Source organism: Rhodococcus sp. 14-2483-1-1 (genome assembly GCF_002259335.1).
In the GTDB taxonomy this organism is placed as follows: domain Bacteria; phylum Actinomycetota; class Actinomycetes; order Mycobacteriales; family Mycobacteriaceae; genus Rhodococcoides.
Map to the genome: position 1 here is coordinate 58,499 of NZ_NPFX01000012.1, position 23,795 is coordinate 82,293.

Genomic DNA, 23,795 nt, shown 5'->3' on the forward strand with positions numbered 1-23,795 from the left:
CCACCGAAAAACGGGACCTCAGTCTGTTTTCATCGGTCCGTCGCTGGACAGTCCCGACCGAGACTGCTGCTCGACGGCGATCTCGGCCGTCCCTGCGTCAGGGTCGAGTGGCATGTATCTCTCGATCGAACCCCAGTCCCGGGCGTAGTCGTCGGCAAGATACGACGGCAGCGTCTGCGCCCCGAGGAGCAGTTCGGTCCAGCCGAGTGGGCCACCGCCGATCGAGTCCTGCCAGGCGTTGGTGGATTCGGCCCCGGTGCGGTCGGGCAGAATCCGGTACTTCGGCACCTCGGCGACGCCGTCCCGATGATCGAACGGTCGCTGGCACGGGAACGCCAGTCCGACGGCCCAGTCCAGCAACACCGGGTCGGTCGATCCGACGAGCGAGTTCAGCGTCTGTGTCTTCGGGACGCGCGGCGGGGTGACGGCAAGCCACTGATCGCCGGCCAGATCGTTGTCCTCGGCGACGATGCGAACGACGTCTGCCTCGGCCGGTAGATCGGTCATCGGGACTCGCAGATTGCGCCACGACGGCGACGGGCCGATGTCGAGAGGCGTGACGCGTCCCAAAGCCTGCACGTCGCTACCGTCGCGGCGCCCGTATTCCAGTTCGACGCGTTGGCCCGGGGTGACGATGCCGTCCTTGTCCACCGATCGGATTCGGCCTGCGGCGGCGATGGCGATCAGGTCGCCGCGGTCGGTGTCGGAGAGCTGGTACCAACCGGAGGTCAGCGATGCAGGCTCGGTGGCACCGAAGCTACCGAGCACCGGAGTGGTCGCGGGATTCAAGCCGAAGGGCAGGGCGACCGAGCTACCGTTGATTCCGACGTTCTCGTTGGTACCGCCGGAGGTGCCCGCGGAGTTCGACGAGGTTGCCGCCGCGCTCTGTTCGGAGTCCTCGGGTCGGATGGAGTTGGCGCTGCCCTGCGCGGTGTCCTCGGAGTCTGCGGTCAGATCCTGGGCGACGCCGTCGGGCGTGAATCCGGTACTACCGCCCGCTCCGAGTGCGTCCGCTGCTGGGTCGATCGGTTGTAGCACCGATCCGTTGACGTCGGTTTCCACCTGCACGTCACCGGCGAGTCCGCACGAATTTCCGGCGAGAGCCGAGAAGTTGGAGCGGGCGATGGAGTACGCCGGATACTGCGCCACAGCACCCTTGACGAACGAGAGCACTTCGAAGGCGACGACGCCGCCGGCGATGATGGTCAGTGCGGACGGCGCGAATCGGCGTCGGGTGGTGGGTTCTTTTCTGCGATAAGGCAATCGGACATGCTGGTAGGCGGCATAGAGGAGCGTCAGAACCGTCAGGCCGAGCAGGATCGTCGAAAAGCCCTTGCCGGCAATGGACGGCGGCTTGTCGAACCACGGAATTCCGTAGCTCGACACGTACCACCAGCCGTTGGAGCTGGTGAACGCCACCGCAGTCAGGAACAGAACCGCGGCAGTGAACAGGGTTCTGTTGCGCGGAGATCGCACGGTCGCCGCGGTGACGGCCACTGCCGCCAATGCGGCCAGCGACGCCGCGAGACCGGCGTACACACCGAAGTGGTGGGTCCACTTGGTGGGGGTGAACATCATCAAAGCCAATGCGCCCAAGATGATTCCGAGTATCCGACGCGACGGCCCGGTGGCCGTGCCGGGAATGCGTCCGTTCTTGCGGAGCATCACCGCGATGCACACGACGATGCACAGCAGCATCGCGAACATGCCGAACCGTCGCGCGAGCGAGCCGTCGGGAGAGATTGTCATCAACGCGTCCCAACGCACGCGCTCTTCGAACCACGGCACGTTCGGTCCGATGGCCGAGCGCACCCGGGTCGCTTCGAGCACAGTGCTCAGAGTCTGGTCGGCGAAGATCGCGATCAGCACCGCCAGTCCCGACGCGACCAGCGGCGCGAGAACGGCGAGCAGTCCCACCTCCCGAGCCCGCTTGACCACGACCATCACCAACGGGCGCAGCCCGGCGAGCAGGGCGGCGACGGCTATCAACCCGGTGGGTCCGGCGGCGAGGGAGAAGGCGGCGATCAGCGTGCCGACCGCGGCTGGGAGCAGTCGTCCGGTAGCGATGGCGCGTTCGATCGAGCACCACGTCAACAATGCGCCGAGAGCGATGATCGGTTCGGGCCGCAATCCGTTGTCGTAGGGGAGCCAGAAGGCGAGGAACACCAGTCCCGCGGTCCACAGTGCGACGCGGTTGGTGAGCACCGCGCGGCCCAGACGCGGGATGACCTCGCGGCTGATGACCAGCCAGCACAGCAGCGCGGCGATGGTGGCGGGCAGGCGCATCCAGATGCTGGCGGTGCTGACCTTGGCGAGGGCGGCCAGCATGTCGTAGTAGGGCATGCCGAACGGTGCTTCCGGAACGCCGAACCAGCGGAAGTAGTTGGCCATGTAGCCGGCGTTCTCGGAGACGCGGGCCATGTTGAGCAGATAACCGTCGTCGGAAGTGTTCGCGCCGATGAAGTGCCACAGCACCAGCACACCCACCACAACGGCGTCGACTCCGGTAACGGATTTCCAGCGCGAGGGAAGGAATCGTCGGTGGCGTCGCCCGTCCATGCCGTCGAGTCGATGCAGCGCGAACAGGGAGGCGATGACAGCGAGTGCGCCGACGATCATCGCCAGCAACTTGAACGTCGTCGGAGCGGAGGAGTAGCGCGAGTCGATGTCCACGCGCACGTTCAGGCCGTCGACCGGTGCCGTGAGATCGGTGAACACGCCGACGACCTGGGGCCGGATGTCTCCGTCCACGGTGTTCGCCTCGCCGTCGAGGTCGACGACCGTGCGAGTGGCGTTCGACGACACGGTCAGCGCGCAGTTACCGCTCAGCTCGTCGACGGGTGCCTCGGCAAGGACGCGATCGCGCAGCAGCACCTGCAGTCGGCCGTCGTCGACCCGAACGATCAGTGCCTTCTGCTCGGTCTTCGCAGCGGCGATGGGTGCGGTGGAGACCAGCGTGCCGCCGTCGGTGAGAGCGGTGGCCGCGCTGCACGGAACGGTTGCCTCGAGGTCGACGGGCGAGTAGCTCACCAACGGGGCGTTCACGCTGCCGAACGAGCTCTGTGGCCACGACAGCGTCGCGACGTCCTGCTGAACCGGCAGCAGGGGCGTTGCGATGGCCAGGAGTGCACCGATGATTCCGGTGACGATCGCTATCAGCCGGGCGGTCTTGACGTTCGGAGCGGTCTCGGGCACGCCGACGATGCTATTGGACGAGCGTCCGCACATCCCACACCCACACGCCACCGGTGTATTGCGGCTGGACACCGAGCAGTTCGGTGACGGTGGTGCGCAGTGCAACGGTCCGCTTGCTCGGCGGCAGTACGACCACGTCCGCCTCCCAGAACGTCAGATCCTCGACGGCCTGCGCACGTTGATCGTCGGTTATCTCCGGGACAGTGCCTTGGTCGTACACCGAGCCCAGCAACAGTGCCGTCGGCCGGTCGACGGCTCCGTACTTGGCAACCTTCTCTTCTTGATCACTCGGTCCGACGAAGTATCCGGCTGCCAGCTTGAAGCCCATGTCGGCGTCCATCTGCCAGCGCAGCGGGCGGGCGTCCTCGGGCCGTGGCAGGGGCACGGTGACGACGGAACCGTCGTCGACGTAGTTCTCCCACTCGCCGTCGGCGAAGAACTCCGGCGTCGGAGATTTGTCGACGGCAACCAGCGGCGTCGGGATCAGCGGAACGAGTGCGAGGGCGAGTCCGGCTATCCAGAAGGCAGGCAGTGGGCGCAGTCCGTTCCGGAACGTCCGATCGGTGGCCAGCACGAGCAGCAGGGCCAGCGCAGGCACCGCGCCCAACGCGAAGCGGGTCTCGAGGACGGATTCGACGAGTGGGTACTCGGCGAGCTTCGTCCACGGAAGGGTGATGCCGGTGTCGTTCTTGCCGATCATCAGCGTCGCACCGAGCGAGAGCACGCTCATGACGATTGCCGTTGCCGCGGCGGCACGGGCGCACGCGACGCGCCACATCCACACGGCAGCCACCAGGCACAGCACCAGCAGCGGCCACCCGAAGTACGCGTTCTCCTCGGTGGCGTTGATGCGGACGTCCTGCCCCGGTGTCGCGACGCCGCCGATCGATTGCGTCGGGAACTGGAACAGGGCCTTCGCGTCGTTACCCATCGGTCCGTGTTCGAGGAAGGAGTACGACTGCGGTCCGAAGAACTGCCACCACAGCGGCAACGCGACGATGGCCAGCGCGATACTCGCAGAGACAGCGAGCCGCGGGACGGCATTGCGAACAGCCGGCCACACCGAACGTGGCCGGGTCACGTAGTAGGCGACGGCGAAGATGGCGAACGACATCGCGAAAATCAGCAGCGGCTCTTCGCCGAGCAGGATCTGCAGCGCGACGATCAGGCCGAGCCCGACGGTGTTCTTGGTGGTTCCGCCGCCGTGGGCGATGCGCGTGACCAGCATCGCGATGACCGGAAGCAGGAACAGCACCACGAAGTTGGGGTGCCCGTTGGCGTGGGAAATTGCCCCGGGTGCAAAGCCGCACAGCGCACCGCCGATCGCGGCCGCACCCTTGGAGGCGTTCAGCTGACGCGAGAACAGCCAGAACCAGGCGAAGGAGGTTCCGGCGAGGCCGGCGGTGAGGGCGATCGCCCAGGTGACGGTCGGTCCGAAGAGCAACGTGATCGGGGCCAGGGGGATCGAGATGCCGAACATTGCCGTGTTCGCCATCAGATTCACCCCGAGCGGGTAATTCTGCAGGTCACTCGACAGCGGGTTGTCCAGATGCGCGACGGCATGGGCGGCGACGGAGAAGAACCACTCCCACATCGTCTGGTCCTGGCCGCTGTTGTAGAGGTAGCCGCCGCTCAGATTCCGCCACTGGCCCTGCAGGACGTACACCGCGGCCACAAGGAATCCCACTGCCGCAACAGCGTCACCGCGCCCGACGCCGGAGTGTCGAGCCGGTGCCGTTGTCGGCTTCCGCTCGAGAACGCTCTGGTCGTGGGTGGTCATCGCGTCGAGATTACAGAAAGATCACGGTGGGCGAAAACCTGAACGACCTCGGTCACATGTCACGAGGCTGCGCGCAGCCGCGTACACCGATATCGTCGCGTATCGCCGGAGCGAGCAGATCGATCCCACTACAAAGTCGTCGAGGAGGCTTCAGCACGATGCCGAGGAACTCGGGCTGGCACCGATGATCGACGTAGTGGCAACCTTGAACCCGAACAATGGATTGGCCCGTGGGTGGACGCTGAATCCTCCTCGGCCACCGTCGAGTCTGCTGTGGACCGTGGCCGTCGATATCGGGATGCTCGATGCGCTGCAGTCGGACGTCCATGAACACCCTTTGCATGCTGTGGGTGCCTCGGGCCCGGACAGGCGAGACGCGATGGTCAGGGCGGCGGGCGAGGCCGTCGAGCGTTACGCGTTGGTTGCCCGGGCAGACCGCGAGCCGCAGGGAGTGTCGGCCGACGACATCGATCCTGGAGAACCGACCCTCGACGTGGTGTCGGAGGGGCTCTGTTCCTCGTCGGCACCGCTGCACGAACTGCGTTGGTACCGTGGCCGCTGCCTCGCCACCGGCGGCCCGGTCTGGGTCCCGGCGGGCACCGTCGATTTTCCCGGTCACAGTGAATGGTTCGACGTCACGCCGTCCGGTGCGGCGGCGGGTCCGGACGTCGAGTTCGCCACCACCGGAGCGCTACTGGAGTGGGTGGAGCGCGATGCTCTGCAGACGGTCTGGGCGTCCGGCAACCCGTTGCAGACGATCGACGTGGCGTCGCACTCCGCGTCGTCGGCACATGCTCGCGCTCTGTCGAAGCTCATGATGGCCGTTGACGCCGCCGGGCTGGCCGTCCAGTTCTGTTCGATACCGTCGCCGACCGCAATACCCTGCGTTGTCGCCGCGATCGTGTCCGACGGGGTGGTGGCCGTCGGTGCCAAAGCGCATCCGGACCCCGCGCGTGCGATGGTGGTGGCGTTGCAGGAGTCGCTGCAGGTGCGGTCGGCGATGATCGCAATCCGTGAGGTCCACGGAGACTCGGCACCGGTCGGGGGCGTGCGGTCCGACCTCGATCGAGCGCTGACCTGGATGTCGCCCGGAGCGAGCGAGGAGTGGAACGGCCGCGTCGACGACGTGCGTCGAGGTCTACCCGAACCTGTGGAGAAAGACAGCGGTGACTCGACCATCGGCGAGACCGTTCTTCGGCGAGTGCAGACATCGAGGGGTCGGCCGGTGGTCGTCGAGCTGACCGACAGATTGCCCGAGGTTCATCGCGATATGGGTTGGTGCGCGGTCAAGGTGTTGGTGCCTGGATTTCAGCCTCTGAGAATGGACGAGACAACATCACACGGCTGGCGCTTGGACCGTATCGACGGCGGTGTGGTTGCTGCCGGCCGCCCTCATCCGCTCATCTGAAGTCCGGCTGTTGCACGCCCGATCTTCGCGACCACGGCGAACTGCGTGCGGTTGACCTCCGGTGACAGCTCCGCGATGCGCTCGTGGTGGGAATCGTCGGTGCACCATACCGGTTCTGCTACAGCGAATTTCGTTCCTGATCGAACGACCATCAGTGAAGCCCAGGCGGACGTCGACTGCGCGGCCGATCGACGAATCTCGTTCTCGATGGACCCCGTCCACCCCGACGGGCGTCGAAACCGTGGCGACCTCTGTAGCCGTGCGTACCTGGCCGTCGCGTCCTGAACGTATGCGTCGCGAAAACGGTCGAGAACGGCCGGATCGCGAACGGCGTCCACGGTCGCGCGCGCGTCCCGTGCGCTGTCGAATTCGACGATCGGCAGGAACCGGCGTGGTGGAATTCGGTGCCGACGAGTTCGTGGGTCCAGGGAGATCCGGGCCGTCGTAGCGACAGTGGTCCAGAAGTCGAACCCCGCGTCGGCGATGCGGATCCACAGATCCCAATCCTCGAGACCGCTACCCGTTCGCCACCCACCGACCGCGCCGGCGATACCTGCGCGGTGAGCCACGCGTGAGGGCTCGAATTGAGCACCGAGCGTGGCGATGTCAGGATGCCAGCACATATCGAGCGGGGTTGACCGAGACACGACAGCGCCTGCTGGATCGTACGAGGTGCTACCGGTGGCAGCGACATCGGCTCCGGCGTCGAACAGTGCGCGTAGGGCTTCCAGGTGGTCCGGCGTCCATTGGTCGTCGTGATCGATGTACGCGACGAACTCACCGACCGCTGCACTGCAGCCGATGTTGCGGGGTGTGCTCGGATGTCCGTGGCGTTCGGTCCGAATCAACGTGATCCGGTCGTCGCGAGCGGCGGCCGACCGTACCCAGTCGACCGTGTCGTCCGTGCATCCGTCGGCGACGACGATCATCTCGAAATTCGATTCGGTCTGTGCGGAAACGGAATCGAGGGTGTCGATGATCGCCGCCGAGCGTTCGAACGTCGGGCACACGACGGAGAACAGCGGCCGCGTGCCGGGAGCGGAGGTCATGCCGGGACTCGTGCCTTCTGAAAGAGTGGAAACGCGGACGATCCGGTTCCGGCCACGGTGGTCAGTGCCAGCGCGACACCTGCGGTACCCGTTCCGAAGTCGTGAGAAATGCGAAGGCACTCGTCGCCGAGCATAGCTATCGTGTCGCGCTCGGGAACACAGTGCCATCCGAAATGGGCTGTGTGCGTTCGTATCGCCGCGGCCACGTGCTCGGAACCATCGTGGAGTCGGTGGAGCGCCATCACGATCCCGGCACGCCCACGAAGTGCGCCTGCGTTGATCGTGAACGGAGCAGCCAATCTGTCGAGGATCGGTCCGGCGTACCCGCGTAGTTCGTCGTCCTCCGGTGCCGATGAGAGGTAGTCCGCGAGTACCATTGCGGCACCCGACGTTTCCAGTGCGACGTGGTGCCGATCGGTCCCCGAGACCGCTGTCGACGTCGGTGTGCGGTCGAACAGTCCACGCAATTCGTGGACCAGAAGGGCGCGCGCTCGCACAAGGAACCGGTCGTCGCCGGTCTCCTCGAACAAGCGGACGAAGTACAACGCCGTGCCGGAAGCGCCGTGCAGGAGACCGGGTGTCGAGAAGTCGTTGGGTCCCGGTTCCGGCCGCAGCAACATCTGCGCCCCCAGTGCGACGGCCGATTCGACAGGCTCGCGCTCCCCGCGGCGACGCCCGATCGCAATGAGCGCGGTTCCCAGACCGGCGACCCCGTTGTCCAGGCTGTGGTCGGTACTCACCGAGGCGAGATCGAGTGCGTGTCGGAGCAGGACGTCCGCCTCGTCGACGCATCCGAGGCCGTCGAGAGCAAATGCCGTTCCCGCACCGCCGGAGAAGAACCCGGGCGACGTGACGGGATGTCGAGCGGCGGCACGGACCAACCAGTCCACGTGCTCGTCCGGTGCCTCGACGCCACAGGCCTGTAGGCTCCAGAGCACGCCGGAGGCTCCGAAAGCGAAGTTGACCCCGCCGGTCGGCGTCGCGAACTGACGCACATCGCCAGGATACAGTCGATCAGATCGGGACGGGGTCGCGTCGGCGACAACCGTGGACAGCAATTCCGCCACGCGGTCGTGCAGTGGCCCCGCATCGGCTCGGTGTCCGAATTCACCTGAGCCCGTGAAGGCGTCGAGTCGAGACGCCGTCACGCCCAGGTCGCCGAATACCGTGGCGCGGTAATTCTGGTGAAGTTCGAACATCGACTCGGCAAGGTTGACGAGATGACGAATCTTCTCGGCGGACCACGCCATGATCGGGGTCAGTGGGAGGTACATCGCAATCCGTAGGCAACCGACTGCGTAGCGGTCGATGGCGGCACCACGATACGACGCGGGTGCCCGAAACCCTGGTGCGCCCATGATCTGCGCCGAATCGTCGTCCATGTCGATCGTGGCCTCGAAGTCGATGAATGCGACGTCCCCGTTCGGACGAACCAGGATGTTGTGCGGATGCAGATCACCGAAGACGAGACCGAGTCGATGCATGGACGTGAGTGCGGCTTCGATCTTCGCCATCATCGATTCGGCCCACGCGACGTAGCCGCGTCGATCCAGGTCGGAATCGGGGTTCACGACGGGGTTGAGCGTCATCACCCGGTCCATCAATGGAACCCCGTCGACGAATTCCCTGGCGAGGAATCGATGCGCATGTCCGGTCCTGTAATCGATCAGGTCGGGAATGCACGGGAGTGCAGCCATTCGCTCCAACGCCGCGTGCTCGCGCTCGAGGCGCGCGACCGCGTCGAGGCCCTCCTCGTCGATGCCTGCCAGCGGCCGGGCCTCTTTCAGGAGAACGTCTGCGCCTGTCCGAGTGTCGACTGCGCGGTAGACCCCGCCCCCGTTCGAGTAATGCAGGGCTTTGGTGACGGAGAAGGGAAAGTCTCCCAGCACTCCCGAGTTGCGTTCTGCTACAGCAGGAACGAGGCATGAGGGTAGCTCGACCCACGCGGGAACCCGGAAGCCCGGCTTGCGGACGTCCGCGACGAGGGTGCCGTCGGGTGCCTCGATGCAGTGGACGAGCTCACCGCCGTCCGGCCGGCCGAGGCGCGAAACGAACCCACCGTAGCGTACGTACACGGGACCACTGTTCCAGCGCAGATCGCTGAGGATGTACGGCGCATCGAACCCGGAGAGCACGTCGTCGAGACCATGAAGGTGTTCTGCCAGATCGTCTTCGGAGAGGGGGTAGACGGTGACGAATTTCCCGCTGCTTCCTCGATCTGCGTACTTGCTGTTACGGCGGTGAAGCGTCTCGGCGTCGCGAAGATGCTTGTAGGGGACGCCCTGCTCGACGCAATAGCGGTGCGTGGCTGCCAGAATCCGATCGGCATTGTCGGAGGTGGCGGAGATATGAATTTTCCAGCCCTGCTGCGGAAGCGAGGTCGACTCGGGGTAGTACATCGTCCATTCCGACTGCGTGACCCGGACCCACCCGTCGGGGGCGGCAGCGTCTCCGAACACGTTCTCCGAGGGCGAGCTCTCGGGAGCGATGTCGTAGAAGATATCTCCCGGCTGGCAGTAGGCGAGGTAGCGAAGATCCATGGTGTCCTCCGGACGGAATCAGGGCGGGCCGGACTGTGGGCGAGCCGAATCGAAGTCAGGGGTGTAGGAGAACCTTGATGTAGGTGGATGCGATCCAGTCGCCCAGCGACAGTGTGCCGGTGTCGATGCTTGCGATTCCACTGTCGACGGTCGCAGTCGAATCGTCCAGAGTCATCGAGTCGACCGGTGTCGGTGTCGACATGGTCACCGGGATCAGTGTGGACAGCGGTGCGGTGGTCGAGGTCACGTCGGGATCGGCGATTCGGGCGGTTCCGACCTCGCGGTGGAACACGATTCCTCCTCGTCGCAGTTGCACGACATCGCCACGTTCGACGGCCGAGAGGTCGACGCTGCGCGCGGCGACGAAGTGGACTGTGCCGTTGTCGTCTGTGCGGAATCCGCCTGCGACGGTGGACGGTACGCGGATCATCGTCAGCGAGACCGCCGCGACCACGGCCGCAAGGACCACCGCTGCGACGATTCTCGTGATCGATGCCCCGTTGCGCGCCGCGTCACGAACGAAGCGGACAGCGGATTTGCCGACGACATAGCCACCGAACACGAACAGCGAGATGATCAGCGCAGCCCCCGCCCAGCCCAGCCGCATGATGGAGTCCGACCACACGGTCAGGGCTGTTGCGACCAGATAGAACGGGAACGCAATGCAGGCGAAGCCGTACAACACCGACCACGACCGCTCGCTCGGTTCTGCCCGCCGCGAGCCGAACAGGATGTGTGCGGTCCAGTTTCGCGCGTCCTCGATCGACTTGGCGCGCAGATTCGGAACGTCGAGGTAGCTCATCAGCGCGATGTATCCGTCGAGTTTGACCAGTGGAACCAAGTTCATGATTCCGGCCAGATAGGTCAAGGTGGCGAACGTGATCAGGCCGTCCCGCAGGCCTCCGTTGCCGACCACGACCGAGCCGAGACCCGCTGCACCGGCGACGGTCCACTGGACAGCGATGCCTGCGAGAGCGACCTGTACCCGTTGTCGTGGCTGCGCGAGCCGCCATCCGTCGGATACGTCGCAGAAGAACGCAGGCGTCAGGTAGAACAGCATCACACCCATCCGCGTCGGCCTACCCCCGTGATGTGCCAGAACGAGTCCGTGGCCGAATTCGTGGACCGCCGTCGTCGCCAGAACAGCCACGGTGACCAGGATGTATGTGGTTGGCGTAAGCGGTTGAGACAGAGTCTTGTACACAGCAGCGAACGTCGCCGTCATGGCGATCAGACCGCCGACCGAGATTGCCGCGGCGAGAGCGAGTACGACACGAATGGCGCGTTCGCCCATCGATGCGATCCCTGGGCGGAGCAGCCGGCTCGGATCCAGCAGCGAGAACTGCACGGTCATCGGCGGGACGAACCGGATCCGGCCGGCCTTCTTCCGGGCCTTGCGTCTACTCGGGGTCCGGTCGACGGTGGGGTCGGCGACCAAGCCGGCACCTGTCAGATCGGCGACCGCTCCGTGCACACTGTTGGGGTCCCACCGACCCCCGAGATCACGCGCGAGTTCTCGCACGGACCGAACTCCGTCGATTGCGCAGGCGAGATCGGCGAGGTCCTTTCCCACACGGTAGTAGCGGCTTTCGCCTCGACGGAGGACCCACGGAGCGTGCTCCGAGATGGGCTCGTGCACCGTCACCCCGGGCCCCAACTCGGGTATCCGGTCCAGGTCGGGACTCGGCACCGTCGATGTGGAGCTTGTGGTCATCGTCATCTCGATCAGTCCCATCGGTGGTTCGGTGTGTCGGAGGCGTTCGGTCCGGGTGACGGTGGAGGCACACGAAAAGCGCGTTCGGTCAGGTGATGTCGCGTGAGCGGAACGACGTACGAGCGCAGAAGCCGAGCACGGCGAGCCACCCGAGGAGAACCGCGGCTGCGACAGGGATCGACAGCAGCTCGGGCTTCCCGTCGCGGTAGAGCGAGCTCATCGCGATCGTCACCAGGTACCTCGCGAAATCAGGGATCAGGCGCTGCAGCGCAGGGTCGACCGCCAGGGTGACCACGACGAGAATCACGATCGCGACCACTTGGTTGCGCACCAGCCATCCGACGAGCACGCCGAACGCACCGGCAAGAAGAGAACACGCGAAAACACCTGCGGCCGTGTACCACGTGTCGGACGTGAACACGGGGGTGGCATCGTAGATTGCCATCGACAGTGACGGCGACACGACGGACAACACGGTGGCGACCGTGCCGAAGATTGCCCCGATGACCAATCCGACCGCAATCTTGGCCCCGAACAGCGTATCCCGTGATCCGCTGACGATCGCAGCCCGAGCAACGGTTCCGGTCGCGTAGTCACGCGTGACGAAGACCGCGCCGGCCAAGGCTGCGAACAGGAACATCATCATCCAGGATCGGACGATTTCGGAGGTCAGAGCGGCCGTGTCGACGGCTGCCGCGGCATCCTCGCCGTAGGCGTCCGTGGACCAGCCGAAGCTGGTCAAGCCGGACAGTCCGATTCCGGCGAGCAAGAGCACCCACAAGAATCGTCCTGTCCTCGCCTTGAGCGCCTCGGACCCGACAACGTTCATCGTTGCATTCATTGCGCACCTCCTGTGCCTGCGCCGACAAGTTCGAAGAATCGGTCCTCCAAACGATCTCGGCCTCTGGAGGTGAGCTCGTTCAGCGTGCCGCTGTAGAGCAGCGAGGTAGAGATGATCGCGACGTCATCGACCGTCTGCTGCACTTCCGACAGCATGTGACTGGAGAGCAGAACCGTCCGCCCGCGTGCCGCGAAGTCGGTGAGAAACTCTCGAAGCCAACGGATTCCGTCCGGATCGAGCCCATTGGTCGGCTCGTCGAGAATCAGCAGTTCCGGATCCGACAACAGGGCAGCGGCCAGCGACAGACGCTGCCGCATCCCGGTGGAGTACTTCGTGACCTTCTGCTTCTCGTGGCCTGTAAGCCCCACCAGCTCGAGTACCTCGTCGACGCGCGCGCGTCCGATGCCGAGCGCGCGCGCCAAGATCGTGAGCTCGCGTTCGCCCGATGCGCCGGGGATCGGCCGCGACCCGTCCATACTGACACCGATTCGGCGCGCCGCGCCGCGAAGCTCACCGAAGCTGCTGCCGAATACGGTGGCTTTTCCCGATGTCGGTTCGGCCAAGCCGAGCAGCATGCGCAGTGTGGTGGTTTTGCCTGCGCCGTTGCGGCCCAGGAGCCCTACGATGCGGCCAGGCATGACGTCGAATGTCACGTCCTCGACGGCAGTGGTCGAGCCGAACGTCTTGGTCAGCCCGTCGAACGAGACGACAGGCTGTTCGGTCATGATCGATCCCTTCCGACGAGCAGACCGACTCCCGCCGCGACCGCGACCATGGCAATGCCGAGGAAGATCACGAAGACGACTGTCGATTCGGATCGAAAGGTGAATGCCCCTGCGAGTGCAACCAGGAGGCTGCCCACAGTGATGAGCAGTGGCAGGATGCCGAAATTCGCCGTGGCGCTTTCGTTTCCGTTGTTGCTACTGGTCATATCTCTACTCCTTGTCATTCGATGCGATGGCACCCGTGGTGGCGGCCCGAGGGCCGCCACCACGAAGTGGGGTGTAGGCGAACTACACCCGAAGCTGCGTCAGGTAGCGGCAATTCCAGCGCTGGCCGCTGCCACCGACACCACGGCCGCAGTGGCCTTGAAGCCGGTGGACACACCACTCCAGAATCCAGGTGCTTCCAGAGTTTCGAGTTCCTGCAGACCTAATTCCAATGGGCTGCAGAATGTCTCGGGCTTATTCATGGATCCACTCCGTTTCGTGTGATCGACCTGTCCTCAGGCCGGTGAGGGTTGATCAGGTCAGAGCAACGGACAGTGCGAAGCTTCCGTACGCTGCCGCAGACGCGGCACCGGTTCCGACGGAGATACCGATGGTCGTTGCCCAACCCGGTGCTTCCAACGGCTCCAGTTCCTGCAGGGCGAGCTCCAAGGGCAATGCGTTGTTGTCGTTCATGTTCGTGTGTCACCTCCTCTCGATATCGTGCGGACGGTCGGTCTGGTCACCCCGTGCACAGGGCCGGGGGAGTTCGGGTGTCGATCGATACGGGTTTCGATCGAGTCGACGCGTGCGTGCATTCGAGCAGAATGGTTCTGATGTCGGCGGCTCGAAGGTCTCCGAGCAGTGGAAGCCCCGCCCCCCAGTGCCGCACGACTCGTTCGGCGACTGTGTCGACGATCGACGCATCCACGACGGTGTCGGCGCGAATCATCCATCGCTGCAACAATTCTGCGAGTCCAGTTCCTGGGTCACTGGCGAGTTCGGTACCCGCGGACATTCGCATCCGATCCCAGATGCGTTGCAGCCTGGTTGCGTATCCGATCCGGACGTCACCGGTGGTGGTGTGAGCCCACAATGTCGGCTGAATCATGGCCATTGCTGTCATTTTTCGGATGCCGAGCACGGTGGACAGCTCGTTCGCGATAGGCCATCCTCGTACCGAGTACGGGTTACGACTGTTGGCCAACCACTCCGTGTGTGTGAATGCGCTGGCGTGAGCAATCGCGGCGCGGGTGCCGCGACCGACGGACCGTGTTGCCTCGATGTCCGCCAGAGAGAATTCTGCCATCGATACCAGTTCTGCCGCAATACTTTCCGCCAATGCGTCGGCTACGGGGCTGCCGGCTCTGTGGCCGACGTAGGGCCCGACAGTGCGCAGCAGGACCTCGAGGATTCCCTCGAAGACCAGTTCGTGAGGAAGGGTGTCGGTGGCGGCGACGTGCATCACCGCGCAGTCCGGCCGCAGTCCGGGCCCCATCACCAGACGCTTTGCTTCTCCGTGCTGCACACAGGCCACGCTGCTGGTTTCGCTTCCGGTTCCGAGGGTCGTCGGCACAGCACACAGTGGGATCGTGCGGACGAAGTGCCCGGGAAGACTGATCAGGCTGCCGCGTTGATGGGCACGGATCATTGTTCCGGCGACGCGATTCCCGTCGATCGCGACAGCGAGCTTGCAATGGTCGAGTACCGAGCCGCCACCGACGCCGATCACCAGATCGGTGCCGGACAGGTCGTTCGCCAAGTTCTCCGCACTCGAACTGTCCAGCGGTTCGTGCAGTATTCGTATGTCGAAGTCCCAGCCGCGCAATGTCATCGCATCACCCAGCTTCCGAATCGTGTCGCTGCCGGCCACCATCGGATCCAGCACCATCGACGCATGCGAGCCGCTCGTTGCGGCGAGCCACCCGACCCACTCCTCGATTCCGCGAAGCAACTGAGTCGGCCCCGGGTAACGGCGCACGGCCTCGGTCCGAGCGCTGACGGTGGTCATCGGTTCGTCCTCGACTCCCAGAACGATCCGATCCCGTCGGAGACCGCTTGGATCAGCTCTCGCACCTCCGGTCGTGAGTACACCAGCGCCGGAACGAGCTGAACACCGGAAGGGCCGGGATGAACGACGGCACCTGCGTCCCGGATCGCTGCGACGAGCTGGGGTACGTCCGAGGGTTCGAGCGGCGCCCCGTCGGGTGTGCTCAGCGTGATCGAGCGGAAGCAGCCCATACCGGATACGGCGGCAACGGAATCCTCCGACTGCTGCAGTGAGGTGAGCGCCTCACCCAGGGCGTCGCCGACAGTCTTACCCGCAGCTACCGCGTCGAGTCGGTGCATCTCGGAAATCGTTGCACTGATCGCTGCGCAGGCTACGGCAGTTCCGGCTTGCGTCTCGGCATGTCCCAGAACAGCATCGGCATCGCCGAACGTGCGGGCAACCTGATTCGACACGAGGATGGCTGCACACGCCTGCGTTCCGTTGGTCAACCCCTTGGATGTGATGAGCAGATCGGGAGGTGACGGCCATCGCTGACTCGCGAAGAACGACCCCGTTCGTCCGAACCCGGTTGCGACCTCGTCGGCCACCAGCAGGAAGCCGTATTCGTCTCGCAGTGAGCAGAGTTCGGCGATGTACTCGTCGGTGAGCGGAAGTGTTCCCGTACCGAGAACCGGTTCGGCGATGATCGCCCCGACCGAATTTCCTATACGAGAAAGCGTCGCGCGCAGCCCGTCGAGGTCGTTCGGAGGCACATGGCGCACCAGCCGGGTGTCGACCCCGTACATCTGCTGGCCGAGATCCTCCCCTGTCAGCGCGAAGCTACCGAACGTGAGGCCGTGATAGCTGCCGGTCATCCCCACGATGATCTTCCGCCCGGCCGCGCCGCGGAGTGCATGTGTCTGCCGCACGAGTTTGCTGACGGTGTCGTTCGCTGCACCGCCCGATGTGGAGAAGATCACCCGTGCATAGTGTGCTGGATCGGCAACGTCGATCAGTTCGGCTGCGGCCCGACGCGCGTAGACGTTCTCGTACCGAAAAGCATTCAGGTAGCTGGCATTTCGAAGTGCCTCGTAGGTGGCCTCGGCGACGTGTCGGTTGCCATAGCCGAGCGGGGTGTTCCACAGACCGCTGGTGCCGCACAGTACATCGGCACCGTCTGCGAATCGGATCCTCACCCCGTCGGCCGATACCGCGCATCGACCGTCGTTTCCGTGCTGCGACGGCGGAAGAAAGGCGGGCCACAGTGCAGCTCTGTTCGCACTCGTGGTCGGGGCCGTGTGGTCGGTGTCCACGCTCATGCTCGTCGTACCTCCAGTAACGTTGCGAGATGTCGGCTTCCGTCGTCCGGAAGCGCGATTCGAGTGACGGTGACGAAGCCTGCCGCGCGGAGTTCGTCCTCCAGTTCGTCGGCCGGAAGTATGTGAACGGTGCTCGAGCACAGGGGAACCGGATCGTGCGAGGCTTCCACGAACGGTGGCACGACGGTCACTTGTCGTTGGCTCTGACCGGCCGACCACTGCTCGAACGTTCTGAACACCCGGCCGTCCGGGACGGTGACCGTTGTCGATACCTCGTCCGTGTCGCGTTCGGTCAGCATGTCCAGCGTGCTGACGAGAAACGATCCCGACCCGAGGTGGTCGTGCACCGAGCGGTACATCCCCTGGCGTCCTGCCGAATCGAGCAGTGAGATCGACGTGGTACCGCATACGATCGATCCGTACTGCTCGCCGAGCGAGAAATTGCTCATGTCCGCCTGGGTCACCGTGCAGCGACGCCCTCGTGAACCCATGGTGGACAAGCGCTTGAGCAACATCTCCAACATGTGTTCGGATGAGTCGAGCGCGGTGACGGCACGGCCGGTAGCGAGCAGGGGGAGGGTCAATCGCCCAGACCCAGCGGCCAGTTCGAGGACGGGGCCGGGGAGTGATCTCACCCGACTCACCAACTCGCGTACCTCGCCGGAGTCACCCGAGACCAGTGCGTCGTACACTTCGGCACCACGCTCGTCGTAGAGCGAGCCGAACCTGACACGGTCGCCGAGGGACTCGACGAGTTCCGACAGGGCTCCCCCGACTGCGGTGGTCATCGGGTCCCCACCAGATCGTCCGAGGCAGAACCGAACCCGAGCGTCCAGAGTCCTGTGGTGACGGCTCGCACCGACTCGAGGTCCGATGTCTCGCTCGCATCGAGCCCACGGGTGACCGCGAGCGCTGCTGGTGCCAGCAGTCTCGGCATTTCGACGGTACGGTTGCGCCGCGGATCATGGAGGTAGGCAGATTCCGTGGTTTGCAGGACAACCGGCTCGCCGGCCTTACGCGAGTTGTCGGGATCCGCTTCTTCTCCGAATCCGAGCACGGTTGCGTCCTCGATACCGCGTGCCCGTAAGTCGCGAAGTGCCGCAACGGCATCGAGGTAGTGGGCCAGCCACGGGCGCTGCTCGAGGGCTGCTCGCCGCGCGGCGGAGTCGACTGCTTGTGAGGTGCATACTCCACACGAGGCGAATGCCCCGTCCTGAGACTGCTGTGCCGAGTCCCACGAAGCCCGAAGATCCCGGAGCAAGGTCGTCGGGTCTCCCAGACTCAGACCTGCAGGTGATGTGGACACCGAATCGGATCCCACGAACACTCGAAGTTCTGGGCCGTCGTCGCCCAGGTAGGCTCCGAATGCCGTTGCATCGGCCAGCTGTACGGCCGGGTTGGTCATGAATTCGGCGAACTGTCCCGCCGAGTGCGCAGCGTCCGCGTCCGCGAGGTAGGACTCGAAGTCGTCGATGTCGGCGATGCGAACCACGGTCGGGCCGATCACGGACACGAACGCTGCGACGCCGTACGTCTGGAGCTCGAGGTAGAAATCACGGTTGGGGGAGAACTCGTCACCCGCGACCGATGCTGATCCCGAGTACCCGAACAGCGCCGCTCCGCGGCGTGCCAGATGCGCAGCGGCGTCCTCCGTGGCCGCGTCCTCGGGTACGAACAGAACGGTTCCCGGGCCGACCAGGTCGCCGTTGCGTACAGCATCGATATCGGCCCCGTGATCGACGATCACGGTCGCCGCACGTGAGGGGACGGTGTCGACGCCGTGGGCCACACCGGTGGCCCACGACATGAGGTTCTTCTTCACATTCATAGCTGCCTCGTTCCTGTGATGGTCGACCTGTTCGGTGGTGTCATGCGCGGTGGGCGGTTTCGGCGAGGATCTCCGTCACGTCCTCCAACGCTGCCGTCGGCCCGGCGGTGTTCACGACACCGGTGGTGTTCAGGACCACCTCGTCGACACCGGCGGCGGTGTATTCGTCGAGCAAGGAGCGGAGTTTCGTCACGTCGCCGCTGAGAAAAGCGTTGGACGAGACCAGCGCACGGGCATCGGCATCGAGATCGGTTCCCGTGACGGCGGCACCCGACCGTCGCAGCATGTCGAGGTAGTGCGGTCCCTGCAGATGCGCGCCCGAACCCGCCTTTGCGGCCTCGACAGGATCTCGGCCGTCACGATCGACGGCGACGGGGACGACTGCGACGATGCGCGGACGAGGGCGAGACGCGGCCTCCGCGCCTGCGAGCACAGCGGGAACGATCTCGTCGCGCACGTAGTTCGCGGGGGTGAGCCATGTGATGGCCACGTCGGCGACTTCGCCGGCCAGCCGTGCCATCCCGGGGCGTAGGACACCGAGCCCGACGTCGATCCTCGGTGCCGGGTACGGGCCGAGCGAGACGTTGCAGGAGAAGTACTCGCCGTGCATGTCGACGGTGCCTCCGTCGAGCAACCCGCGGACGATCGTGAGGTACTCCCGACTCGCCGTCAACGCACTCCGGTACGGCCGGCCCATGACCGCGCGTTGCAGGGCTTTCGAGCCGGGCCCGAAGCCGGCGACGAACGGGTGTCCGGTGACGATCGCCGCCGAGCGTGCCTCGACCGCGGCCAGATAGGGATGTCGTAGCGGCATCAGTGACACGCCGGTGCCGGACGGGACTCGGAATCCGGCACCGGACAGCGCAGCGGTGGTCTGGTGCGTCTCGGTGAGCAGGGTCTGCCCCTGCCACAGTCGCGCCGCGTCGGTCCAGTGGACCAGACCTGCCCACTGCAGTGCTTGCTCTGGTCGCCGAGGGGTGAACGGGATGAACACCGATATGTCGGTCATGGCGACAACGCTGCCGAGTCGGCGCGGTGCGTCGATAGGACGCAGTATCCGCGTCGCATCGTTTGTGCAGATCAGAGGGGTTAACGCATTTTCCGCGCGCGGATGGATCGGCGCTCGTGGAGCGGCGGGGTCGGCTATATTCCCGATCATGACAACGATCGGTGATGACGTCGACGACTCGCCGAGCGTGTCACCGCGAGAGCGCTTCGCCGTAGCCCTCGCCCAGTTGTACTTTCACGCGGGAGAGCCGCCGCTGAAGAAAGTCGCTTCCAGCGCCAACGCGGAGCAACGGCGACACAGTCCCGGCGCGCCCGAGATCACTCCGCAGCGCATCAGCGACTGGCGTCGCGGGAGGAGATTGCCCGCTCGCTTCGCGGCAGTGCTGCCGGTACTAACGGTGTTGATCGCCGAGAGCCGTAAGCGCACGGCCGGGGCCGACGTCGAGCCCGATCTACTCGATGTCGAGCGATGGCGCGAGCGGTGGACGAAAGCGATGGACAGCCCCGTCGCCAAGGGTGCTTCCACGTCGGCGGAGGCCGCTGACGCGGATCCCCCGGAGGGAGTCGAGGATGTCGTCGACGCGGCGAGTGTGCCGGTATCGAGTGCGCCGACCGAGTCGCGTGCGTGCCCGTACGTGGGGCTCGCCTCCTACACGGAGGACGACACGCTGTACTACTTCGGGCGTCGACGCGAACTCGACAAACTGATCGATGCCGTCGGTGAGGCGCACGTAGCGGGCGGCGTGGTGGTTCTTGCGGCACCGTCGGGAGCGGGCAAGTCCTCGCTGCTTCGTGCCGGCCTGGTCGGTCACGCCACTCGAACCGAAGCGGGCCGAGGCCTCTACGCCGCGTGTTCGGTGCTCCGACCCGCTGCCGATCCGTTCACGTCTCTCGTCGAGGCAATCCCCGTTCTCGAACTCCTCGTCGAGCGTCTGAAAGACGTGTCCGTGGACGACGACGTGCTGGCGTCCGAGATCCGCGATCGGATCGACGATCACCTCGCGGACCGCCCGCCCGACGACAACCGTCCGGGCACCCGGCTCCTGGTCGTCGTCGACCAGTACGAGGACCTGTTCGTCGCAGGTGCCGATGCGTCGGACCGGTTGGCTTTCGCCCGCACGCTGCACTTGTTGGCCAGTGGTCTCTGGTCGCGGGTCAGCGTCGTCTGCGGTCTCCGAGCCGACTTCTTCGGACAATGCCTCGAGTCGCCGTATCTGGCGGATGCTCTCCAGAACCGCTCGGTCGTCCTCACTCCCATGACGATGGCCGAGTTGCGTAGTGCCATCGTGGAACCGGCGAAAGTCGTCGGAGCGAGGCTGGAGCCGGGATTGCTCGACGTCGTCATCGGTGACATCGGTGCACAGACCGCCGAACACGGTTCATCCTCGTTCCTGCCGCTTCTCTCCCACGTGCTGCAGGCGACGTGGTCGCGTCGGACCAACGGCAAGTTGACGCTGGCGGGCTATCGTGCCGTCGGCGGATTGCAAGGATCGATCACTCGGACCGCCGAGGATGCGTGGGCCGGTCTCGACTCGGAGGGCAAGCACGTCGCTCGGCAGCTGCTCACTCGGCTGGTGCGTATCGGGGATGGTGTCGACGACACCCGGCGACGGCGTCCTATGTCCGAGTTCGACGGGTGGGGCGAGGGCGCAGTACTGCAGGCGCTGGTGACATCACGACTGCTCACCGTCACCGAGACCGAGGTCGAACTGGTGCATGACGTCGTCCTGCGCGCCTGGCCGCGGCTGCGACGGTGGATCGCCGAGGACCGCCACAACGCGATCGTGCGGCAACGGATCGAAGGCGATGCGCTCGCCTGGGAGCAGAGCGGGCGCGAGTCGGCGTTGCTCGCATCCGGATCGCGTCTCGATGCTGCACAGACCTGGATCGGGGCGTCGCGGTACCACACCGAGCTGGAGGTCGAGTTCGTCGAGGCCTCCTCACGTCGGGTCCGCCGCGCGGCGATCCTCCGCCGTGGAGTGGTCGTCGTCATCGCCGTGTTGAGTGTGGCTGCACTGACGGCTGCCGCGGTTGCGGCGGACCGGAGCAGACAGTTCGAGCGCGAACGCGACAGTGCCGTGTTCGCGGGAGTCATTGCGACCGCGGCGTCGCTGCGCGATGTGGACACCTCGCTGGCGGCGCAGGTGTCGTTGATCGCACGGAACGAGCGACCCGACGACGAACAGGCCACCACCAGCGTCGTCGCGACCTCGGACGCACCTCTCGCCGTCTCCAGGGGAGATCACACCGGCGCGATCTACTTCGTGGACGTGTCACCGGACGGCCGTATTGCGGCCACTGCCGGTTACGACGGTTCGGTGCGTCTGTGGGACATCAGCACTCCGTATGATCCGGTCCGCATCGGAAGCCCACTGCTCGGGCATACCGGGTTCGTGACGTCGGTGGATTTCGACTCGACGGGGAAGATTCTGGTCACCGCTTCCGACGACGGAACCGTCCGGTTGTGGGATGTGTCCGACGCGTCCGCGCCGTCGGCGCTCGGCGCACCGTTGCAGACCGACGGCACAACAGTCTTCACCGCATTGTTCGATCCGGGGCGCAGCAGGGTCGCGGCGGTCGGCGAGTCGGGATCGTTGTGGCTGTGGGACGTGTCGAACCCGCTACAGCCGCGGTTGACAGCGGAGTTCCCCACTGGCCACGATCGCCCGATCAGGGCCATGGCGTATTCCCCGGACGGCAGAACGGTCGCAACGGGAAGCGACGACGCCACTGCGATTCTCGTCGACGTGACCGATTTCTCGCGTCCGGTCCAGCGAGGTCCGCGATTGCTCGGCCACACCAAAACGGTGCATGCACTGGCCTTCTCGCCCGACGGCTCCGTGCTGGCGACGGGAAGCGACGATACGACTGCCCGGCTGTGGAACGTCTCCGACCCGGCGGGCGCATCGCCGATCGGTGCTCCCGTGGTCGGTCAGACGAGCCCGCTGTGGTCGGTCGATTTCAGCCGTGATGGCCGACGGCTTGCGACTGCGGGACTCGATGGTGCCACCACGATCTGGAACATCGACGACCCAGCCGTTCCCACGATGGTGGGCCCGGCACTGACCGCAGGTCGCACCAGCGTGTTCTCGGCTCGATTCCTCGGTGACGGGAACGAGGTACTGACCGGCGGTGCCGATGGGTCGCTACGGGTGTGGTCGCTGTCGGACGCGGTTCTCCCCCGATCTGCTGGGCGAGCCCTTCCTCCCGTCTTCGACGAGTCGGGTACGACCATGGTGACGGGTGCGTACGAGGGCGCTGTGCAGTTGTGGACGTTGCCCACGTCGTCCACCACGCCCGCGGCCGTGATCGAGCCGATCGGCGGAGACGGGTATCGTGCGATCGCGATCACGCAGGACGGACGGACACTGGCTACCGCTACGGCGTCGGGTCGAGTTCTATTGTGGCGGTTGGAAGAATCCAACGAGACTCCGGTGCTGGTCAGCGATTCGATCGTGCTGAACACGCAATTCATGTCGAATCTGGAGTTTGTCCCCTCGGGTCGCACGCTCGTGACCAATGGCGACGACGACACCGTGAGGCTGTGGGATGTCGAGGATCCCGCGCGGCCGCGGCCGTGGGGTGAGCCGATCGGAACCGGAGGTGGGTGGACGACGTCGATCGCAGTCGATCCGACGGGAACGGCGCTCGCGCTGGCGCGTGGAGACAGATCGGTCACGATGTGGGACATCTCCGAGCCCGACGAGCCCGTTCGTGGCGATTCCTCGATCACGTTGCCGGGCACAACCGAAACCATGGACTTCGGTCCCGATGGCGTTCTCGCGGCGGGCGGAAGTGATGGGATCGTGCGGTTACTGGACGTCTCGAAACCGGAGCCACAGGTGGTGGGGGCCAGCCAGGCATCGATCGGCAGCATTCGCTCGGTCGACTTCGACGCCGATACGCGGCAACTCGTCGCATCGGGGGACGATCGTTCCGTCCGCCTGTGGCGGGCGACGGACGAACAGCAGCTCGAGCAGTTCGGCGATCCGATCGACCTGGCCGGGTCCGGCCGCACCTACGTCGCGTTCGAGCCGAGACACAACACTGTGGTGGCCGCTCCCGAGGCCGGAAACACCATCGTCTACGACGTGTCGGCCACGGCTCAAGCGGAGCGGATCTGTCAGTGGACCCGATCGGCGTGGACACCGGAGCTATGGGCGTCGGTGCTGCCGCGCTTGCCCTATGATCCGCCGTGCTGAGGGGCGGATCCGACGGTCAGTTGCTGCGTGTGGTCGATACGGTGTAGCCGATTCCGGCACACGCCACGACGCCCGCGACGACGGCGATCACGAGCCGCAGTGCGCTCGATTCCGGGGTATCGGAGAACAAGCCGAAGTAGATGGCGACGCACGCCGCAACCAGAGCAATCACCGACGCGGTAGCGGGAGAGCTGACCGAATCTGCCTTTGCCAT

General features: G+C 65.3%; 18 protein-coding genes. 2 read left to right on the top strand and 16 right to left on the bottom strand.

Annotated elements, in window-relative coordinates; genetic code table 11:
- Positions 1 to 18: 18 nt before the first annotated feature.
- Positions 19 to 3,195, bottom strand: coding sequence for an arabinosyltransferase domain-containing protein (locus CH294_RS10825; RefSeq protein WP_249305226.1), 3,177 nt, complete (start codon positions 3,193 to 3,195; stop codon positions 19 to 21).
- Between the two features lie 10 nt (positions 3,196 to 3,205).
- Positions 3,206 to 4,975 carry a glycosyl transferase gene (locus tag CH294_RS10830; RefSeq protein WP_094737914.1) on the bottom strand — a complete coding sequence of 590 codons (1,770 nt, stop codon included), beginning with the start codon at positions 4,973 to 4,975 and terminating at the stop codon, positions 3,206 to 3,208.
- A gap of 196 nt (positions 4,976 to 5,171) precedes the next feature.
- On the opposite strand from CH294_RS10830, the gene CH294_RS10835 reads away from it, so the two are divergent.
- A complete protein-coding gene (locus CH294_RS10835; RefSeq protein ID WP_170944677.1) occupies positions 5,172 to 6,383 on the top strand; it encodes a YcaO-like family protein in 1,212 nt (403 codons plus the stop codon).
- On the opposite strand, the gene CH294_RS10840 is transcribed toward CH294_RS10835, so the two are convergent.
- The 13 genes from CH294_RS10840 to CH294_RS10890 all read right to left on the bottom strand — a co-directional run bounded on the left by CH294_RS10840 (position 6,368) and on the right by CH294_RS10890 (position 19,380).
- Positions 6,368 to 7,432: a glycosyltransferase family A protein gene (locus CH294_RS10840; protein WP_094737916.1), complete on the bottom strand. Its 1,065-nt coding sequence runs from the start codon at positions 7,430 to 7,432 to the stop codon at positions 6,368 to 6,370. The two genes, CH294_RS10835 and CH294_RS10840, sit on opposite strands and share 16 nt — an antisense overlap.
- Complete coding sequence (gene lanKC / locus CH294_RS10845; protein ID WP_094737917.1) at positions 7,429 to 9,972, bottom strand: class III lanthionine synthetase LanKC; 2,544 nt, start codon at positions 9,970 to 9,972, stop codon at positions 7,429 to 7,431. Before lanKC ends, CH294_RS10840 begins: the two co-directional genes overlap by 4 nt.
- A gap of 55 nt (positions 9,973 to 10,027) precedes the next feature.
- On the bottom strand, positions 10,028 to 11,686 hold the full coding sequence (mpaP, locus tag CH294_RS10850) for a daptide biosynthesis intramembrane metalloprotease (protein WP_141216485.1): 1,659 nt from the start codon (positions 11,684 to 11,686) through the stop codon (positions 10,028 to 10,030).
- A gap of 88 nt (positions 11,687 to 11,774) precedes the next feature.
- Positions 11,775 to 12,527: an ABC transporter permease gene (locus CH294_RS10855; protein ID WP_094737919.1), complete on the bottom strand. Its 753-nt coding sequence runs from the start codon at positions 12,525 to 12,527 to the stop codon at positions 11,775 to 11,777.
- Complete coding sequence (locus CH294_RS10860; protein WP_094737920.1) at positions 12,524 to 13,252, bottom strand: ATP-binding cassette domain-containing protein; 729 nt, start codon at positions 13,250 to 13,252, stop codon at positions 12,524 to 12,526. The genes CH294_RS10855 and CH294_RS10860 overlap by 4 nt, the downstream gene beginning before the upstream one ends.
- Complete coding sequence (locus CH294_RS10865) at positions 13,249 to 13,458, bottom strand: hypothetical protein (protein ID WP_094737921.1); 210 nt, start codon at positions 13,456 to 13,458, stop codon at positions 13,249 to 13,251. Before CH294_RS10865 ends, CH294_RS10860 begins: the two co-directional genes overlap by 4 nt.
- Positions 13,459 to 13,557: 99 nt before the next feature.
- A complete protein-coding gene (locus CH294_RS27460) occupies positions 13,558 to 13,719 on the bottom strand; it encodes a daptide-type RiPP (protein WP_170944678.1) in 162 nt (53 codons plus the stop codon).
- Positions 13,720 to 13,771: 52 nt separating this feature from the next.
- A complete protein-coding gene (locus tag CH294_RS27465) occupies positions 13,772 to 13,930 on the bottom strand; it encodes a daptide-type RiPP (RefSeq protein ID WP_170944679.1) in 159 nt (52 codons plus the stop codon).
- Between the two features lie 46 nt (positions 13,931 to 13,976).
- Positions 13,977 to 15,245, bottom strand: a complete 1,269-nt coding sequence (mpaC, locus tag CH294_RS10870) for a daptide-type RiPP biosynthesis dehydogenase (protein ID WP_094737922.1) — start codon at positions 15,243 to 15,245, stop codon at positions 13,977 to 13,979.
- The gene (gene mpaD, locus CH294_RS10875; protein WP_094737923.1) at positions 15,242 to 16,543 is read right to left on the bottom strand and encodes a daptide-type RiPP biosynthesis aminotransferase; all 1,302 of its coding nucleotides are present in this window, start codon (positions 16,541 to 16,543) and stop codon (positions 15,242 to 15,244) included. The genes mpaC and mpaD overlap by 4 nt, the downstream gene beginning before the upstream one ends.
- Positions 16,540 to 17,331, bottom strand: a complete 792-nt coding sequence (mpaM, locus tag CH294_RS10880) for a daptide-type RiPP biosynthesis methyltransferase (protein WP_094737924.1) — start codon at positions 17,329 to 17,331, stop codon at positions 16,540 to 16,542. The genes mpaD and mpaM overlap by 4 nt, the downstream gene beginning before the upstream one ends.
- On the bottom strand, positions 17,328 to 18,371 hold the full coding sequence (gene mpaB, locus CH294_RS10885) for a daptide biosynthesis RiPP recognition protein (protein WP_094737925.1): 1,044 nt from the start codon (positions 18,369 to 18,371) through the stop codon (positions 17,328 to 17,330). Before mpaB ends, mpaM begins: the two co-directional genes overlap by 4 nt.
- Positions 18,372 to 18,411: 40 nt before the next feature.
- The gene (locus CH294_RS10890) at positions 18,412 to 19,380 is read right to left on the bottom strand and encodes an LLM class flavin-dependent oxidoreductase (protein WP_094737926.1); all 969 of its coding nucleotides are present in this window, start codon (positions 19,378 to 19,380) and stop codon (positions 18,412 to 18,414) included.
- Positions 19,381 to 19,528: 148 nt separating this feature from the next.
- Between CH294_RS10890 and CH294_RS10895 the strand changes: the two genes are divergently transcribed.
- Complete coding sequence (locus CH294_RS10895; RefSeq protein ID WP_170944680.1) at positions 19,529 to 23,581, top strand: AAA family ATPase; 4,053 nt, start codon at positions 19,529 to 19,531, stop codon at positions 23,579 to 23,581.
- 16 nt (positions 23,582 to 23,597) lie between these two features.
- On the opposite strand, the gene CH294_RS10900 is transcribed toward CH294_RS10895, so the two are convergent.
- On the bottom strand, positions 23,598 to 23,795 hold the full coding sequence (locus tag CH294_RS10900) for a hypothetical protein (RefSeq protein WP_141216486.1): 198 nt from the start codon (positions 23,793 to 23,795) through the stop codon (positions 23,598 to 23,600).

Coding starts and splice junctions, on each gene's coding strand:
- CH294_RS10865 (WP_094737921.1), bottom strand. CDS start 13,458: ATGACCAGTAGCAACAACGGAAACGAAAGCGCCACGGCGAATTTCGGC.
- CH294_RS27465 (WP_170944679.1), bottom strand. CDS start 13,930: ATGAACGACAACAACGCATTGCCCTTGGAGCTCGCCCTGCAGGAACTG.
- CH294_RS10860 (WP_094737920.1), bottom strand. CDS start 13,252: ATGACCGAACAGCCTGTCGTCTCGTTCGACGGGCTGACCAAGACGTTC.
- CH294_RS10895 (WP_170944680.1), top strand. CDS start 19,529: ATGACAACGATCGGTGATGACGTCGACGACTCGCCGAGCGTGTCACCG.
- CH294_RS10890 (WP_094737926.1), bottom strand. CDS start 19,380: ATGACCGACATATCGGTGTTCATCCCGTTCACCCCTCGGCGACCAGAG.
- mpaC (WP_094737922.1), bottom strand. CDS start 15,245: ATGACCACCGTCAGCGCTCGGACCGAGGCCGTGCGCCGTTACCCGGGG.
- mpaM (WP_094737924.1), bottom strand. CDS start 17,331: ATGACCACCGCAGTCGGGGGAGCCCTGTCGGAACTCGTCGAGTCCCTC.
- CH294_RS10855 (WP_094737919.1), bottom strand. CDS start 12,527: ATGAATGCAACGATGAACGTTGTCGGGTCCGAGGCGCTCAAGGCGAGG.
- CH294_RS10830 (WP_094737914.1), bottom strand. CDS start 4,975: ATGACCACCCACGACCAGAGCGTTCTCGAGCGGAAGCCGACAACGGCA.
- lanKC (WP_094737917.1), bottom strand. CDS start 9,972: ATGGATCTTCGCTACCTCGCCTACTGCCAGCCGGGAGATATCTTCTAC.
- mpaD (WP_094737923.1), bottom strand. CDS start 16,543: ATGAGCGTGGACACCGACCACACGGCCCCGACCACGAGTGCGAACAGA.
- mpaB (WP_094737925.1), bottom strand. CDS start 18,371: ATGAATGTGAAGAAGAACCTCATGTCGTGGGCCACCGGTGTGGCCCAC.
- CH294_RS10900 (WP_141216486.1), bottom strand. CDS start 23,795: ATGGCAAAGGCAGATTCGGTCAGCTCTCCCGCTACCGCGTCGGTGATT.
- mpaP (WP_141216485.1), bottom strand. CDS start 11,686: ATGACCACAAGCTCCACATCGACGGTGCCGAGTCCCGACCTGGACCGG.
- CH294_RS10840 (WP_094737916.1), bottom strand. CDS start 7,432: ATGACCTCCGCTCCCGGCACGCGGCCGCTGTTCTCCGTCGTGTGCCCG.
- CH294_RS27460 (WP_170944678.1), bottom strand. CDS start 13,719: ATGAATAAGCCCGAGACATTCTGCAGCCCATTGGAATTAGGTCTGCAG.